The sequence below is a fragment of the Lederbergia wuyishanensis genome (assembly GCF_022900255.1).
GTDB lineage: Bacteria > Bacillota > Bacilli > Bacillales > Bacillaceae_C > Lederbergia > Lederbergia wuyishanensis.
Genome location: NZ_JALIRM010000001.1, coordinates 1,129,082 through 1,145,955, shown reverse-complemented (window position 1 = coordinate 1,145,955; position 16,874 = coordinate 1,129,082). Strand labels below are relative to the sequence as shown.

At 36.1% G+C, this 16,874-nt stretch carries 18 protein-coding genes; 14 read left to right on the top strand and 4 right to left on the bottom strand.

The window, feature by feature from the left end; all coding sequences use genetic code 11:
• The first annotated feature begins 192 nt into the window (after positions 1–192).
• Positions 193–648 (top strand): ACT domain-containing protein, encoded by a 456-nt coding sequence (locus tag MT489_RS05715; protein ID WP_307415206.1) that lies wholly within the window; start codon positions 193–195, stop codon positions 646–648.
• Positions 649–870: 222 nt separating this feature from the next.
• Here the strand turns inward: MT489_RS05715 and MT489_RS05710 are convergent, their stop codons facing one another.
• Complete coding sequence (locus MT489_RS05710) at positions 871–1,407, bottom strand: transcription repressor NadR (RefSeq protein WP_244680511.1); 537 nt, start codon at positions 1,405–1,407, stop codon at positions 871–873.
• A 196-nt stretch (positions 1,408–1,603) separates the two neighbouring features.
• Here MT489_RS05710 and safA point away from each other — a divergent pair, with 196 nt between their 5' ends.
• The 3 genes from safA (at position 1,604) to MT489_RS05695 (ending at position 4,357) form a co-directional block, all read left to right on the top strand.
• Complete coding sequence (gene safA, locus MT489_RS05705; protein WP_244680510.1) at positions 1,604–2,644, top strand: SafA/ExsA family spore coat assembly protein; 1,041 nt, start codon at positions 1,604–1,606, stop codon at positions 2,642–2,644.
• On the top strand, positions 2,637–3,629 hold the full coding sequence (locus tag MT489_RS05700) for a phosphotransferase (RefSeq protein WP_244680509.1): 993 nt from the start codon (positions 2,637–2,639) through the stop codon (positions 3,627–3,629). The genes safA and MT489_RS05700 overlap by 8 nt, the downstream gene beginning before the upstream one ends.
• 155 nt (positions 3,630–3,784) lie before the next feature.
• Entirely contained in the window at positions 3,785–4,357 is a 573-nt protein-coding gene (locus tag MT489_RS05695) for an intercompartmental signaling factor BofC (protein ID WP_244680508.1), read from the top strand.
• Between the two features lie 322 nt (positions 4,358–4,679).
• Here MT489_RS05695 and MT489_RS05690 read toward each other — a convergent pair whose 3' ends face one another.
• Positions 4,680–5,267, bottom strand: coding sequence for a YflT domain-containing protein (locus tag MT489_RS05690; RefSeq protein ID WP_244680507.1), 588 nt, complete (start codon positions 5,265–5,267; stop codon positions 4,680–4,682).
• A 196-nt stretch (positions 5,268–5,463) separates the two neighbouring features.
• Between MT489_RS05690 and ruvA the strand changes: the two genes are divergently transcribed.
• The 6 genes from ruvA to yajC are packed head-to-tail and all read left to right on the top strand — an operon-like array spanning position 5,464 to position 9,799.
• Positions 5,464–6,078: a Holliday junction branch migration protein RuvA gene (ruvA, locus tag MT489_RS05685; protein ID WP_244680506.1), complete on the top strand. Its 615-nt coding sequence runs from the start codon at positions 5,464–5,466 to the stop codon at positions 6,076–6,078.
• 20 nt (positions 6,079–6,098) lie between these two features.
• Positions 6,099–7,100 (top strand): Holliday junction branch migration DNA helicase RuvB, encoded by a 1,002-nt coding sequence (gene ruvB, locus MT489_RS05680; RefSeq protein WP_244680505.1) that lies wholly within the window; start codon positions 6,099–6,101, stop codon positions 7,098–7,100.
• Entirely contained in the window at positions 7,097–7,306 is a 210-nt protein-coding gene (locus MT489_RS05675; RefSeq protein WP_244680504.1) for a DUF2905 domain-containing protein, read from the top strand. Before ruvB ends, MT489_RS05675 begins: the two co-directional genes overlap by 4 nt.
• Entirely contained in the window at positions 7,303–8,328 is a 1,026-nt protein-coding gene (gene queA, locus MT489_RS05670; protein WP_244680503.1) for a tRNA preQ1(34) S-adenosylmethionine ribosyltransferase-isomerase QueA, read from the top strand. Before MT489_RS05675 ends, queA begins: the two co-directional genes overlap by 4 nt.
• Positions 8,329–8,353: 25 nt before the next feature.
• The gene (gene tgt / locus MT489_RS05665) at positions 8,354–9,493 is read left to right on the top strand and encodes a tRNA guanosine(34) transglycosylase Tgt (RefSeq protein WP_244680502.1); all 1,140 of its coding nucleotides are present in this window, start codon (positions 8,354–8,356) and stop codon (positions 9,491–9,493) included.
• A gap of 33 nt (positions 9,494–9,526) precedes the next feature.
• Positions 9,527–9,799 carry a preprotein translocase subunit YajC gene (gene yajC / locus MT489_RS05660; RefSeq protein WP_244680501.1) on the top strand — a complete coding sequence of 91 codons (273 nt, stop codon included), beginning with the start codon at positions 9,527–9,529 and terminating at the stop codon, positions 9,797–9,799.
• 419 nt (positions 9,800–10,218) lie between these two features.
• Here the strand turns inward: yajC and MT489_RS05655 are convergent, their stop codons facing one another.
• Positions 10,219–10,578 (bottom strand): TIGR04086 family membrane protein, encoded by a 360-nt coding sequence (locus MT489_RS05655; protein WP_307415248.1) that lies wholly within the window; start codon positions 10,576–10,578, stop codon positions 10,219–10,221.
• Positions 10,579–10,751: 173 nt separating this feature from the next.
• Between MT489_RS05655 and MT489_RS05650 the strand changes: the two genes are divergently transcribed.
• Positions 10,752–11,402, top strand: coding sequence for a DUF421 domain-containing protein (locus tag MT489_RS05650; RefSeq protein ID WP_244680500.1), 651 nt, complete (start codon positions 10,752–10,754; stop codon positions 11,400–11,402).
• 8 nt (positions 11,403–11,410) lie between these two features.
• Here MT489_RS05650 and spoVB read toward each other — a convergent pair whose 3' ends face one another.
• On the bottom strand, positions 11,411–12,958 hold the full coding sequence (spoVB, locus tag MT489_RS05645) for a stage V sporulation protein B (protein ID WP_244680499.1): 1,548 nt from the start codon (positions 12,956–12,958) through the stop codon (positions 11,411–11,413).
• Positions 12,959–13,079: 121 nt separating this feature from the next.
• On the opposite strand from spoVB, the gene MT489_RS05640 reads away from it, so the two are divergent.
• The 3 genes from MT489_RS05640 (at position 13,080) to MT489_RS05630 (ending at position 16,833) form a co-directional block, all read left to right on the top strand.
• Positions 13,080–13,394: a post-transcriptional regulator gene (locus MT489_RS05640; protein WP_244680498.1), complete on the top strand. Its 315-nt coding sequence runs from the start codon at positions 13,080–13,082 to the stop codon at positions 13,392–13,394.
• Positions 13,395–13,518: 124 nt separating this feature from the next.
• Complete coding sequence (gene secDF, locus MT489_RS05635) at positions 13,519–15,786, top strand: protein translocase subunit SecDF (RefSeq protein WP_244680497.1); 2,268 nt, start codon at positions 13,519–13,521, stop codon at positions 15,784–15,786.
• 144 nt (positions 15,787–15,930) lie between these two features.
• Positions 15,931–16,833 carry a cation diffusion facilitator family transporter gene (locus MT489_RS05630; RefSeq protein ID WP_244680496.1) on the top strand — a complete coding sequence of 301 codons (903 nt, stop codon included), beginning with the start codon at positions 15,931–15,933 and terminating at the stop codon, positions 16,831–16,833.
• Positions 16,834–16,874 lie beyond the last annotated feature (41 nt).

Genomic DNA, 16,874 nt, shown 5'->3' with positions numbered 1-16,874 from the left:
TGACAGATAAAAAATATAATATTTCATAACGCTTATATTTGGCTTTTGTTATCTAGCGACAGGCGCTATCTGCTCAAGGTCAAAAATTGACTTACTAAAAGTCAAAAGCGAGTTTCGATGGATCAGAACATTTGCTTGTCGCCTAAAAGGCTGCGCGACGTGCGCTTTTCTTATGAATAGGGGGGTAGGGAAGTGGGGAAAAAAGAATACGATCAAAAGTTTTTTTTAGTGCGGGAAGACGTACTCCCAGAAGCTATGAAAAAAACGTTGGAAGCAAAGGAATTAATTGAACGTGGGAAATCAGATTCGGTTTGGGACGCGGTTCAGCAAGTAGACTTAAGCCGAAGTGCTTTTTATAAATATAGAGATACTGTATTCCCATTTCATTTAGTTGTAAAAGAAAAAATAATCTCTCTATTTTTTTTCCTTGAGGATAAACCAGGTGCTCTTTCAAAGCTGCTTGGTACTGTAGCGGCAAATTCCTGCAACGTTTTAACAATTCACCAAACCATTCCCTTACAAGGAAGAGCAAACGTCACTTTATCTCTTGATATCACTAATATGTCCGGAGATATTGAAGAGTTATTAGTAAGTTTAAGAAGACTGGAATTTGTCGATAAAGTAGATGTTTTAAGCTCTGGTGGCTAAAAACTGAGACCGTTAAAATAGGTCTCAGTTTTTTATTGTTTTAGCGGAGTATTATTATTTAGACGAATGTATTGTTCTAGCAGTTATTGACTATCCAACCTTTTTACTATTTCAAGATTTACTCTTTTCTTAGCGTGTTTATTTTATTTCTAGTTTTAAGGTCAAAAGAAGTTTGAACAGCCATCATTTTTTGTTTATGACTAGTTCTTCAGCTTCTATTTGTTAATTCATTAATATCCCTGCATCTTTCAAAGCTTTTTCTGCTTTTTTGATTGCTTCTTCACTTGAGGATGATAACGTATGTAGGTGAATCCCTAATGTTAAGTCTGCTAATAAGTTGGCATTTGTTTCTCTAATCTTACTAAGAAATGTTTGCACTTCCTGTCTATTTGAAACCATGATAGAAGCGGTGAGATCTCCATATACAGGATGTTCCACTTTTACATCTTTTACTGTTACCCCATGATCAACGATAATATTTAACTCTTCTTCAGTTTGTTCACGTGTATGGAGACATGCAATTGTTTTTTCAAAAGTTTTAGTAACGGGATTCAAGTTCATATACAAATATCCTTGACTTGTTGCTATGATTGGTTCTTCTTTAGCTTTTAATAATGTAATATCTCCTACAATGACTTGTCTACTAACATTCGCAATTTGTGCTAACCTGCTACCTGTAATAGGTGTGACGCTTTCCTTTAAAAGTGAGAGGAGCATTTCTCTCCTTTCATCACCATTTAATTTTTTTGATTCCTCCATTATTTTTCCTCCGTTCCAACTTCTATAAAGTACATAATACCATATTTTCCATAGCTTTTTAGATAAGATATCTCGTTCTTTTCAAGGTACTCGAGCATAAAATTGGTTTAATTATCATAAGTTTTTGTGAAGATTATTAGCAATTTGCCTATATATTCATACACTATATGGACTTATGTCTGAGGAGGGGAAATGTGTGAAAATCCATATTGCGCAAAAAGGAGAAACTCTTTGGAAAATCGCAAAAAAATATGGAGTGGATTTTGAAGAGTTAAAAAAGATGAATGCCCAATTATCAAATCCAGATATGATCATGCCCGGCATGAAGATAAAAGTGCCTAGTGGAAGTGCGGGGAAAGAACACCATGTTCCACATCATGTACCAAAAGAACAGCACGTCCCACAACATGTACCAAAAGAACAGCATATCCCGCACCACGTACCGAAGGAAATGCCTAAAGTAGAAGCTATTCAAAAAAAGGAGGTTCCGGTTCCAATCGTGCAACCAACAAAGGAGATTATAAAAGAAAAGCCATATCCAATTTACCAACCTGTGATGCCCCAGCCACTGCCTGAAATCGACATTAGTAATTATTATATGATGAATATGCAACAATCTCAGACTCAAGTACAACAGCAAAAAGAGGAAGTTCCAAAAGAAATGCCGGTTGAGATGCCAGTTATGCCAGTTATGCACGTTCAACAACCAGCATATAACTACTGCTATCCAGTAATGCCTATCTGTGATCCTTGCTATAATCCTTATGGATATGGGTATCAACCACAAATGATGCCTCAAGTTCAAGGAGCGATGATGCAACCAATGGCTGTTCAACCAGCTGCAATGCCAGGAGTTCCAACTACTGGATATGAAGCTGGAGTCCCACATTGGCATGATGAGTCATCAAGTCATCCTGGAATGTATTATGGGCAATCTCCAGAAGCCGTAATGCCAGCTGCCCAACCAACTATGCCTTATCATGGTTATCAAATGACTTACGCTCAGGCTCCAGTAGCTGAAGGATATCCAGTAATGCCTAGTGTAGCACCTGCATACACAAATGTAGGAATGCCAGGAAATTGCGGATGTGGAGGCGGCCAATATTATGCGCCACACCCATACATGAGGCAGGTATATGCACAACCAATACATCCATATGGTTCGGTATTGCCATCAGACCATGCTAATGCATATTCTATGCCAGTCCGTCATGATGAAGGCAATGGAGATGAATAAAGATTTTATAAAGGATCGAGACGGATTGAATGACCGTCTCCTTCTTTTTATGAAAAAAAACACGAGTATACCGTTTACACAAATAAAACAAATAAAACATGGAGTTTGGCTTTTATCATCATCCAATCAATCCTGGGTACTAAAGGAGTTTCCCTCCAAATATAAATTATCCGTCCAAATTACCTTCTCGAAAGAGTTAAAACAAAAAGGGTATGCTCAAACGTACTCTTTTTTTCCTGATATATTTCAAATTGATGATCGCATTTATGGACTTATGCAGTATATTGAGTCAAATGAAAGTGGCTCTTTTCATTATAATAGCGAAAAAAATATTGAAGTTGCCCTGGAAGCAATTGTTCAGTTTCATACGGCAACAAGTAAGATTGTTCCGTCTTTCATTGAGCACTTACCAATCTTTAAACAACTTGCTAAATGGGAAAAGAGACTAGTTGACTATTTTACTTTTATCAATCTACATAGATTTAACCCAGTATACTCACATTTGAACAGGTTAGCTCAATATGGTTCTTGGGCACTACAACAAATGCAGGAACATAAGTCATATTTTCATGAAGAGCCGTTCTGTATCATTCACGGTGATGTGGCAAGTCATAATTTTATTAAAGGAAAAAATGGAGAAGTTTACATGATTGATTTTGACTTAATCAGTATAGCTCCTCCCCAAATTGATTTTTTGCAATTTAGTAATCGAATTCTACCATCACTGGAATGGAATGAAGATCGATTATTTAGTTTTGAGAAATTAAGGCATTTGCAAAATGTTCGCCCTTTTTTAGCTGCACTTGTGTATCCAACCGATATTTTTAGGGAATGGATTTTTTATTCTAATTCACAACTAGAAGTAAAGTCCAAAAAGTGGAATTATGTAAAACAACTGACTTTCGAACGATATAAAGAAAGACTAGCGTTTTATGAAAGAATAATAAATATTGTAGAAAATAATAGTTTCCCTACTAGTAAATAATTTTTTGATATATGGCAAATTGATTAAACTAGAAAGAGCACCAATATGGACAATTATCTCCTTGATATGGATCCTAAAAATATCGGATATTTATGTTAAAATATGGGTACTCTAAGCTTAGAAAGTAATATTCTAATGCTATAGAGGTGATCCGTATGAAGTTTATCGCCATGCTGCTAATGATTTGTTTGATGTTTATTGGCGGTAATAGTCCAAATCAGAATACATGGGGATATACAGTTGAAACAGAAGACGGGTCAAACGCGGAAAATCGCATAAACAATAAGTTCGGGAATGAAGACCCTCTTTTATTAAATGTTGTATTAAAAAGAAAATATCTGGATGGCGAAATAAGTGAAGAAACAGTTCAAGAAACCATCTGGGCTCTTGAAGATTTTTGGGCAAAATATGAAGCTTGGCAACTTGTAGATATGGATGAAGATAAATTAGTATTTGAAACAATTGTTGATGATATTTCACCACTTTTAAAACTAAATGGATTTTTTGGTATTACAGAGGATGGTACATTAACCATCTTTAATGGCAGTCCAGAACAGGCGGATATCATTCAATCTTTTTTTCAAATAGATATTAAGAAGCTTGAGGGAAAGAAGCATTTACAGCTTAAACAAGGTATACCAGTTAAGACTAAAGAAATATATACGGAAGTATTGGAAACAATGAAGCAATATTCATTGGAAAAGCAAAAAGAGAAGAAGCCAAATTGATGGTTTCTTCTCTTAAAAAATGAATTAGGAAACATTTATTACAATGTAAATATATTTTATAAGCTAGTTTCCATCTAGCCCAAGCAGTCGTCCACTAGCAAACTACCTATTGTTCTCATCTGCGTAAGTAATAGGTTCGTTTTGTTTGCTCCACCGCATAGTGCCTACAAATTTTTCGGTATCAACTTCGGCTTGCCAAGGGAATGTATTTCGATTATGTCTTCAGATTCCAAATAAGGAGCGTAGATAAGTTCTTCGTTCTATAGTGAATCGACGGCTCAGCATACTGCAGGCGTGTATAATGCTAAACAAGACTCAACTTTTAGCGATCATAAAAAGGATTTTCTTCTTCCTCATATTCTTTCTGGCGGATTTGCTTATTATCGGCACCATAAAGCGGATCTCTGACTTCACCCTGATCCAAAGTTGTTTGTTCTTCCTCAAACAAGCCAACTGCTGAATCATCCAACATTTCATCGTCCGAAGGTAAATGCCTTTCGACTGCATGTGTTCTTTCAGAAACATTCTCCGATGTTAAAACCCCTGTCCTGCCTTCATCATATTCACTATCTACCAAAACAAGAATTTTTCCGCCTTCCACTTCTTTCGCATATTGTTCGACATCGTACTGGGTCATTCCAAGACTAAGCAGGTAATCTGAATAGGCGGAGTATTCACTTGAATTTCCTGTAAAGAATGATTTTAATTCATTCCAAAACCCACGATTTTCTTCTTCAGTAATGTTATGATCGACTGCCACACCTGACTTTTCTTCAATTATCCTTGTTTCGTAATCATCATGGGCAATGACGTAAATATGACTCCTATCAATCCCATCTTGTTTCATTGAATCAATTGTGCGCAAAGCCTCAAAACTAGATGCAAATACACCAACAACATTTTTTTTCATGATCGATTTCCTCCTAAAAAGAAGTATTGACCTGATTAGTGGTAGGGTTAAGGAACATCATGCGGTAGACAATGTTGAATTAACAATACCCAAATCTAAATTATTTTAAACATAGATGGAACATATGTTTTTTTAGTATAAGAAAATATGAATTATATGGTACAATGATGGATAGCATGAATGAGGAGAGAAAGCATTGTACGAATACATAAAAGGCACTGTAGAATATACAGGTCCAGAATATATTGTAATAGAGAATAATGGCATTGGTTATCAAGTTTTGACTCCTAATCCTTATGTTTTTTCTAGTAAAAAAGGGACTCAGACTATTATATATACTTACCAGCACGTTCGAGAAGATATTATTGCCTTATATGGTTTTCCTTCTATGGAAGAAAAGTTAATGTTTCGTAAATTAATTGGCGTTTCTGGTATTGGACCAAAAGGGGCATTGGCAATACTAGCATATGGGGAGCCATCACAAGTCATTCGAGCAATTGAAAATGAAGATGAGAAATTTTTAGTTAAGTTTCCAGGGGTCGGAAAAAAAACGGCCAGACAAATGATTCTTGATTTAAAAGGTAAATTGCATGATGTTTTAGCTGACGAAACATCATATCTTCCTACTGAAAATATGAAATCAATCTCTACCGATGATGAAAATAACGAAGCGTTAGAGGAAGCAATGCTCGCGCTTGCTGCCTTAGGATATTCAGATCGGGAGTTAAAGAAAGTTGCTCCGAAATTACAAGATAAAGATATGACAACGGACCAATATATTAAACAAGCATTACAAATGCTAATGACTTAATAGAAGGGATGTAGAAAAAAATGGAAGAAAGAGTGCTGTCTAGCGAAGCTATGAGTAATGATCTTTCTTTCGAGCAAAGTCTCCGCCCCCAAAAGTTGTCTCAATATATTGGCCAAGATAAAGTTAAAAGTAACTTGGCTGTATTTATTGAAGCTGCAAAAATGAGAAAGGAAACATTGGATCATGTCTTATTGTATGGTCCACCAGGGCTCGGAAAAACGACATTAGCTGTGGTGATAGCGAACGAAATGGGAGTAAATGTAAGAACCACTTCAGGCCCAGCGATCGAACGACCTGGTGATCTTGCAGCAATTTTGACATCTCTTGAACCAGGTGAAGTATTGTTCATAGATGAAATTCATCGGTTGCCGCGTGCAATTGAAGAAGTGCTATATCCAGCAATGGAGGATTATTGCTTAGATATTGTAATTGGGAAAGGACCGGAATCTAGATCCGTAAGATTGGATTTACCTCCTTTTACTCTAGTAGGTGCGACGACGCGTGCAGGAGCTGTTTCTGCGCCGCTTCGGGACCGTTTTGGTGTGTTGAGCAGGCTGGAGTATTATAATGAGGAGCAATTAACGGACATCATTGTAAGAACCGCACAAATCTTAGATACGGATATTGACTGGAATGCTGCAGTTGAAATCGCAAGAAGGTCGCGGGGGACACCTAGGATTGCCAATAGACTTCTTAGAAGAGTAAGGGATTTTGCGCAAGTAAGGGCGAACGGTATTATTTCACTTATCCTTGCAGATGAGGCTCTTGAACTTTTGCAAGTAGACCGACTGGGATTGGATAATATCGATCATAAGCTACTAAAGGGAATGATTGAAAAATTCAGGGGTGGTCCGGTTGGAATCGACACTATAGCTGCTAGTATAGGAGAAGAAGCAGCAACCATTGAAGATGTATACGAACCATATTTATTACAAATAGGTTTTTTACAACGGACTCCTAGGGGGAGAATTGTTACTCCTCTAGTGTACAATCATTTTAAGCTGGAGGTACCACATAAATGAATGGTATGTCCAAAATGCTAATGTTTATTGGTGGAGCAATTTTTTTAATTGGTTTTTTGATTCAGTTTGTAAAAATTGGAAAACTTCCAGGTGATATTGTTATTAAAAAAGGAAATACAACATTTTTCTTTCCTATAATGACCTCCATCATAATCAGCGTTCTATTAACATTTGTTTTATACATCGTAGGGAGGCTTGGAAAATGAAAGTTGAAATATTTGATTTTGAATTGCCTGAAGAATTAATTGCTCAAGTGCCACTTGAAAATCGAGCCTCTAGCCGTTTGATGGTTCTTGATAAGCAGACAGGCGAAACGAAGCATGATACTTTTAATCATATCTTGAAGTATTTACAGAAAGGTGACTGCCTTGTATTAAATGATACGAAAGTGTTACCTGCCAGATTACTTGGCTCGAAGCACGATACCGGGGCAAAAATTGAAGTCCTCCTATTAAAACAAATAGAAGGGGATAGGTGGGAAACACTTGTCAAACCTGCAAAGCGAGTTAAAAAAGGGACAACTATTGCATTTGGAGATGGAATTTTAGAGGCAATATGTATCGAAGAACTGGAGCATGGAGGAAGAATTCTTGAATTTCGTTATAAAGGCATTTTTTACGAAATACTTGATTCCCTTGGGAAAATGCCTTTGCCGCCATATATTAAAGAGCAGCTCGAAGATCAGGATCGTTACCAGACTGTTTATGCAAAGGAACGTGGATCAGCCGCTGCACCTACAGCTGGACTCCATTTTACAGAAGAGCTTCTTAAAGAAATTCAAAAATTGGGCGTAAACATAGCATTTATTACTCTCCATGTTGGACTTGGAACATTTCGCCCGGTTAGTGTAGAAAATATCGAAGAGCATGATATGCATTCCGAATATTATAGTATCTCAGAAGAGACCGCTTCTTTATTAAATGAAGTAAAGAAACAAGGTGGTCGCATCATTTCGGTTGGTACAACTTCAACAAGGACGTTAGAAACGAACGCTAGTAGTAATTCACAATTTAAAGCAGGCAGTGGTTGGACAGATATTTTCATCTATCCAGGTTATACATTTAAAGCGATTGATGGAATGATTACAAATTTTCACTTGCCTATGTCCACTTTGATTATGCTAGTGAGTGCCTTAGCTGGTAGAGAAAACGTATTAAATGCATATAACGAAGCTGTTAAAGAGCGATATCGTTTCTTTAGTTTTGGAGATGCAATGTTAATCATTTAGGATATGTAGAAAGGAAATGAATTGCTTGACTGCGATAAAATACGAATTAATTAAAACATGTAAACAAACCGGAGCTCGCCTAGGAATCATTCATACACCTCATGGGTCTTATGAAACTCCGATGTTTATGCCTGTTGGGACGCTTGCAACGGTTAAAACGATGTCTCCAGAAGAATTGAAGGAAATGGGAGCAGGAGTAATTCTTAGTAATACATATCATCTTTGGCTGCGTCCAGGACATGATATTGTCAAGGAAGCAGGCGGTCTTCACTCATTTATGAATTGGGATCAAGCTATTCTTACAGATTCAGGTGGCTTTCAAGTTTTTTCTTTAAGTGAGTTTAGAAAAATAGAAGAAGAAGGCGTTCATTTTCGTAATCATTTAAACGGAGATAAATTATTTTTATCACCTGAAAAAGCAATGGAAATTCAAAATGCACTTGGTTCGGATATTATGATGGCTTTTGATGAATGTCCTCCTTTCCCTGCTACACACGAGTATATGAAAAAATCAGTGGAGCGTACTTCACGATGGGCTGAAAGATGTCTAAAGGCACACAAAAGACCAGAGGACCAGGGTTTATTTGGGATTGTCCAAGGCGGAGAATTCGAAGACTTAAGAACGCAAAGTGCAAAGGATTTAGTCTCCTTAGATTTTCCTGGCTATGCTATTGGTGGATTGTCGGTCGGTGAACCAAAAGATGTAATGAATAGAGTATTGGAATTTACTACTCCACTATTACCAAACGATAAACCAAGATACTTAATGGGTGTTGGTTCTCCGGATTCATTAATTGACGGTGCTATTCGTGGTGTTGATATGTTCGATTGTGTTTTGCCAACGAGAATAGCTAGAAACGGAACATGTATGACAAGCAATGGCAGATTAGTTATTAAAAATGCTGCATTTGCAAAGGATTTTGGACCCCTTGACGAAAATTGTGATTGTTATACTTGTAGAAATTACTCTCGTGCTTATATAAGGCATTTAATAAAATGTGACGAAACGTTCGGAATTAGACTTACGACTTACCATAATTTATATTTTCTGTTAAAATTGATGAAGCAAGTCAGGAATGCGATTAAAGAAGATCGTCTTGGTGACTTCAGAGAAGAATTTTTTGAGCGATATGGATTCAATCTTCCGGACGCGAAAAATTTCTAATAAGTATAGTAATGAAGGAGGGGAAATTGAAAAATGGAAACATTAATAGGATTATCGCCTTTTATACTGATGTTTGTATTGTTTTATTTCTTGCTAATAAGACCAAATCAAAAACGTCAGAAAGCTGTTCAAAACATGCAAAGTAATTTGCAAAAAGGGGACAAGATTGTCACCATTGGTGGACTTCATGGTATTGTAGATGCTATCGATGAAGGAAAAGTCGTCATTAAATGTGGCGATGGAAGTAGGCTTACATATGATCGTGCTGCTATTCGCGATGTAGTCGAGTCTGCTGCTGGAAAATAACAATGAATTTAAAAAGAAGCAAGTCAATAGAATTGACTGCTTCTTTTTTCGTTCGTTGATTTGGTTGTAAGTATTAATAACACAATCATTAATCATCAATTGTTTGAAAGATCTGCCAAGGTCGGAATTGTGATCTAAGCCGAGATGAAAGGTCACCAAAGATTGGATTGAAGCCAAAGCCTTTGTTAATTTCACATTCATAAGGTCACCAAAGATATCGTTGGTTTCCTAAACCAGATAGATTTCGTATCTAAAAGTCTCGAAGGAAATTACTGTAATTATTGCTATGATAAAGGGTTCCAGTTAATATATTGTTAAATATAAGAATAAGTCCATTAGTTTTCTAGCAAGAAAGCTAGTCCTTTAGAAAAATTAATAAATATTGCTATAACTAAAAAGATATAATGCTTTGCCACTATTTAATTGTGAACAGGTCCAGATATAATATTTACGCCTAGTACTCCTCCCATCATAGCAGTTAAAATATAGCAAATATGGTAGATTAACTGTTCTAATGTAAAAATAGAGCTGTGACCTAAATATTGATACAAAAAAATTAACAGACTATAGACAAGACCTGTCGTTCCTCCTATTAACCATCCTTTTTGTTTACCTTTTCCCCCACAAACGAATCCACCTGCAAACACCGAGAAGAAGGAAATGATAGTGATCAGCAAGCTGATAGATTTTTCTTGAGTTTCTGTAAATTGGAGGATGAGGGAAAAAATCACGCTTGTTATTACACCTAAAAGTAAGATAGCAATGACTCCATATAAAATGGATACTCCAAGTTTTTTTGCTTCTATAATTCTTCACTCCTTCCGTTTTTCTCTACTGACTCATCTCTGTACATGCTTATTCATTTACTTTGTTTTTAGAATGTTTTTTCCTCAATTTTTCTTATTTAATAGGACATACTAAAAATTGCGTAATGAATGAGGAGGAAAATGAAATGGAAAATTACTTAATCATAATATTTCGTACTTTACTTTTGTATGTAGTGATTCTCTTGATCTTTAGGATTATGGGTAAACGAGAAATAGGAGAGTTAAGTGTACTGGATCTTGTTGTATTTATTATGTTAGGTGAAATGGCGGTTATCGCAATTGAACAACATAAAGATTCTATTTTTCATACGCTTGTTCCGATGGCTTTGCTTATGATAATCCAAATGTTTATGGCTTTTTTATCTTTAAAGAGTCGAAAATTTAGGAAAATCATTGATGGAAAGCCGTCTTTAATCATAAGTAATGGCAAAATCGATGAAAATATGATGAAAAAACTACGTTATAACTTTGATGATTTACTGATGCAGCTTAGAACGAAAGATATAACGAATATTGCCGATGTCGAATTCGCGATACTTGAAACTTCAGGTGAACTTTCAATTATAAAAAAATCTAATAAAAAGAAACCAGCCACGTATACCCTTCCCATTATATTAAATGGTAAAATTCAGCAAGACCATTTAGAAAAAATGCAAAAAGATGAAGTTTGGCTTAGAAAAGAACTAGATGCTCGTGGTCACAATCAAATAGATCAAATATCTTTCTGTAGTTTTCAGGATGGAAAATTTTTCATTGATTATATTGATCCTAAGTAGGATCAGAGCTATCGAATAAAGCGATTGATGAAAGGAATCCTTAATAAATCATTCTTAGTTAATAACTTAAACAAAATAGATAGTAGAAGATATGTTACAGTGATAATGCTGATTCCAGTCAATAGACGAATTACTTCAGGTTGATCTATTAAAATTGTCTTGTAACAAATTGTACCGGCAATACCAGCTAGAACTGTAGCGATTATGAATTTCCCGTATTCCAACAAATAAATAGTAAATTGTATTTTTTTCAGAACTGTAGCAAAATGCAGCATTGTAACAAGAACAGTGCCTGCTGCAATACCTAATGCCGCCCCATTAATTCCAAATTGTGATTGAGAAGCAAAGGCGAAAATGACGATTATTTTAAAAATAGCACCAATAAGACTATTAATCATAGCAGCCCTCGCTAAATCTAATGCCTGTAGAATAGCCTGCAGGGGTCCTTGGTAGTAATGGAATATAAAGAATGGGGCCATTAATTTAATAAATCCATAACCACTTGGTGATCCATACATTAAGGTCATGAGTGGCTTAGCGAATACATATAAAACCACAACGGCTAGTCCACCTGTTAGTAAAGCAAACCTTAATGCTTGCTGTAGTCTGTGCTCTACAAGTTTATAATTACGATAAGCATTTGCTTCACTAATGGCAGGTACGAGCGAAGTGGACAACGAGTATGTTACGAAAGAAGGTAGCATAAGTAACGGAAGTGCATATCCAGTCAATAATCCGTATTGCTTCGTTGCAACCCCTGCTGCAACTCCAGCAAGGAGTAAGCTATGGGAAACAACAATTGGCTCAAAAAACCAAGCAAGTGATCCGATCATTCTGCTGCCTGTTGCGGGTAAAGCAACCTCCATTAATTCGTTTAAAGTCTGTCTACCAGACTTTAAAGATTTGAAAAAATTTTTCCTGACAGGGAACCTTTTCTTTACTTTAAATATCATAAATAAATAGGCTAGGGATGCTAACTCTCCAAGGACAGAGGCACCCATAGCAGCGGCAGCGGCATACTCTATTCCAAGTGGTACAAACTTTTTCGCGAAAAATGCAATTAAAGCAATTCTTAATACCTGCTCTATCACTTGTGAAATTGCAGCAGGCTTCATATTTTGCTTTCCTTGGAAATAACCCCTTATAACGGAAGAAACAGCCACTATTGGAATAATAGGAGAAATGGCTATTAAAGGATATAAGGTCCTTTGGTCAGTAAAAAGTGCATTTGACAAATACGGGGCTAATAAAATTAATGCTGGTGTAAAAATAATGGATAATGCTCCTGTTACAGCCAGAGAGACAGCAAGTATTTTTTTGATTTTTTTTCTGTCTCCTCTAGCTTCTGCTTCCGCGACTGCCTTTGAAATTGCGACAGGCAATCCCATCTGAGTTAAAGTGATAACAAGAATAAGGGTCGGAAATGACATCATAAATAACCCTACGCCTTCAGCACCAATCATTCTTGCGATGACAATTCTATTGATAAATCCAAGAAGTCTTGTTATTAATCCAGCAACCATTAGAATAATGGTTCCTCTAAGAAACTTAGTCATTTTTGTCCCTGCCTTCTCAAATCACTATCAATCGATTACAATGAAGTATATGCAAGGAAGTGGACAAAGCATGACAAGTTGTCGGATATCGATTGAGAAATTATTTGGAGGCGGTTAAATTATGGATACTTCTCATCATCCATATGATTCTTATTTTCATATGTTAACACCCGCGCTTACTAGTAAATCCGAAGAATTTACCATACTTGGTTATGGTGAAGTGAAAATTGAAGACATTTGGAGTTTTTTAACGAAAAAAAAATGGAGAAAACCTAAAGAAGGGATAAGGAGTTACGAATTAGTTTCAGACGTGTTATCGATGAAGGTTGGCGAGTTTATGAATTACGCCACAGTTGAAGCGTTTAAATCTCCAGATTGGTTTTCGGAATTGGATACCGAGGAATTACAAGAGTTATTGGTGCCAAAAGATAGATAATGATACATTGACACTGCTTTTTAACTGCTTCATAATGATAAAAGGTTATCTTATACTTGGAGAAATACGTAATACTTAATGCATACGTTCAATGTTTATCATTGACAAGGGGGAACTAAAGTTAATGGTTAAAAGAAGCAGAATTGTCGCATTTTTTCTTATCGTTTTATTAATGGCAAGTTTAATTGGGACTACTACAAATCCTATACTTAAAAAAATTAAGCTAGGACTAGATCTTCAAGGTGGTTTTGAAGTTCTGTATGATGTAACGGCAGTCAATAAAAATCAAAAAATCGATAGAGATACTCTTGTACATACGACAGAAGCTCTTAATAATCGAATTAATGTAATTGGTGTAAGTGAGCCAAGTATCCAAATAGAAGGAACAGATCGTATAAGGGTGCAGTTACCAGGAGTTGAAGACCAGAATCAGGCACGTGAAACACTTGGAACGACCGCTACTCTTTCTTTTCGGGATGTCAACGACAATCTTATGCTTTCCGGAACGGATTTAAAGGAAGGCCGGGCAAAGGCAACCATTTCATCAAGAAATAATCAACCTGTCGTGCTAGTTGAATTAAAAGATAGAAAGAAATTTAGAGATGTTACGAAGAAGATTCTTGACATGGCTCCAAATAATCAGTTAGTCATTTGGCTAGACTTTGAAGAAGGTGTGGATTCTTACAAAGATGCAGTAGCTAAAGGGAATCCGAAAATGCTTTCGGCACCAAATGTTAATGAAGTCTTTAATACAACAGAAGTTACGATAGAAGGGAATTTTACGCAGAAAGAAGCGGAAAACCTTGCTAATCTTTTAAATGCTGGTGCTCTCCCTGTAAAATTAACTGAAGTATACTCCACTTCAGTCGGCGCACAATTCGGTGAACAAGCACTAAATAAAACAATACAGGCAGGACTTTTAGGGATTGCGATCATTTTCATTTTCATGATAGCTTATTATCGTTTTCCAGGGATTATTGCTACGATTACCCTATCCATATACGTTTATCTAATTCTGCTGATTTTTGATTTAATGAATGGAGTATTGACCTTGCCAGGTATTGCTGCTCTGATTCTTGGTGTTGGTATGGCAGTAGATGCGAATATTTTAACCTACGAGCGGATAAAGGAAGAAATTAAGGTTGGAAGATCAATAAAATCTGCCTTTGAAGCTGGGAATAAATCATCTTTCGTTGCAATTTTAGACGCGAATATTACAACGCTTTTAGCTGGAGTTGTTTTATTTTACTTCGGGACAAGCTCTGTTAAAGGGTTTGCAACAATGCTCATCATCAGTATATTAATGAGCTTTTTAACAGCTGTTTATGGATCTAGACTATTACTAGGATTATGGGTGAATAGCAGATTCTTAAAGGATCGACCAGGTTGGTTTGGTATAAAACGCTCACAGATTTATTCATTATCGGATAATAAGACAACCCACGATCTCCCAACACGTTTTGACAAGTTTGATTTTGTAAAACACCGAAAAAAATTCTATGTGTTATCTACAATTTTAATATTGAGCGGAGCAATAATTTTAGGTATCTTCAGATTAAATTTAGGTATTGATTTTTCAAGTGGTACAAGGGTAGACATTAATGTAGGAAAGACATTAACAACTGAAGAAGTAAAATCTGAACTTACTGAAATAGGTTTCCCTACAGATGATATAGTGTTAGCGGGAGCACATAATGAAATAGGTGTTGCCAGGTATAAAGGTGTGTTTAACAAAGCTGAAATTGCTAAATTGAAAACACATTTTTCTGATAAATATGGTTCAGAGCCTAATGTTAGTACAGTATCTTCAACTGTAGGGAAAGAATTGGCAAAGAATGCAATTTACGCTTTGTTGTTTGCAGCAATTGGTATCATCATTTACGTTTCTTTCCGTTTTGAATATGCTATGGGGCTAACTTCAGTTCTTGGTCTCTTGCACGATGCATTTTTTATTGTAGCTTTCTTTAGTTTGACACGGCTCGAGGTAGACATAACCTTTATCGCAGCAGTTTTGACCATAGTTGGTTATTCAATAAATGATACAATCGTTACATTTGACCGGATTCGAGAAAACATGACTGCAAAGAAACGTTTAAAAACAGAGCAAGATATTGCAGACGTTGTAAATCATGGCCTACGACAAACATTAACTCGTTCAATTAATACAGTATTGACAGTTATTATTACTGTTGTAGCATTATTAATATTGGGAAGTGAATCGATCAGGAATTTTGCAATAGCTTTATTCGTTGGGCTTCTTGCTGGAACATATTCTTCCATCTTTATTTCCGCTCAGTTGTGGTATGATATGAAAGTGAGAGAACTTAAGAAAAATGGTCCAATTAATACTGTAAAAGAAAAAAAGAAATGGTCCGATGAACCACAAGTATAAAGAAAAGCTCAAGCTTCTTGATAGTCTATAGATGCAGAAACAGGATAGAAAAATTACTGAACCGCAGAACATTCTGCGGTTTTTTTTGCCGCCAGAGTCTAATACTACATTAAGCATTGATGAATGGAAAAAAGGAGTAAAACTATGAAGCAGGATGATCGTTTTAAACAAGCAGAATTCGCAGCGTGGTTAGGAATCATTGTTAATATTATTTTAACGATCGTAAAAGGAATAATCGGTATGAAGTCAAATAGTAAGGCTTTAATTGCTGATGCGGTCCATTCAGCATCAGACATTGCCGGTTCGTTAGCTGTTTATATTGGCCTTCGTGCTGCAAAAAGACCGCCTGATGAAGACCATCCGTATGGGCATGGAAAAGCTGAATCCATAGCTGCTATAATTGTAGCAGTCATCCTTTTCTTGGCTGGCCTGCAAATTGGAAAGACTTCTATTACTTCTTTGTTTACAAAAATTGAAGTGCCGGGGGCTATGGCTATATATGCCGTAATATTTTCAATTATTGTTAAAGAGGCACTCTTTCAATACAAATATCGTTTAGGGAAAAAATTAAACAGCGATGCATTGATTGTGAATGCTTACGAACATAGGTCAGATGTATATTCTTCAATAGCAGCATTAATAGGGATCGGGGCATCTATTTTAGGTAATAAAATTAATGTTCATTGGCTCGAGTACGGTGACCCCATTGCCGGTGTTACTGTATCGCTTCTTGTATTAAAGATGGCATGGAAGCTAGGAGCAGATTCTATCCATAATACGTTAGATCATGTTCTTCATGAAGAAGATACAACTACATTTAGAGAGATGGTTGCCTCTGTACCAGAGGTGAAAGAAATTGGAGAACTTCATGCGAGAGAACACGGATATTATGTTATTATTGATTTAAAGATATCGGTGGATCCTGACATAACCGTAAAAGAAGGTCATGAAATTGGAAAAAAAGTAAAATCAAAATTGCTGGACCATCCAGACGTTCATGATGTTTTCGTTCATATTAATCCTGATCATTCAGATGAAAACAAATGATTAGACTCTTATACTTTAAGTTATGTTAGATAGAGAGGTGT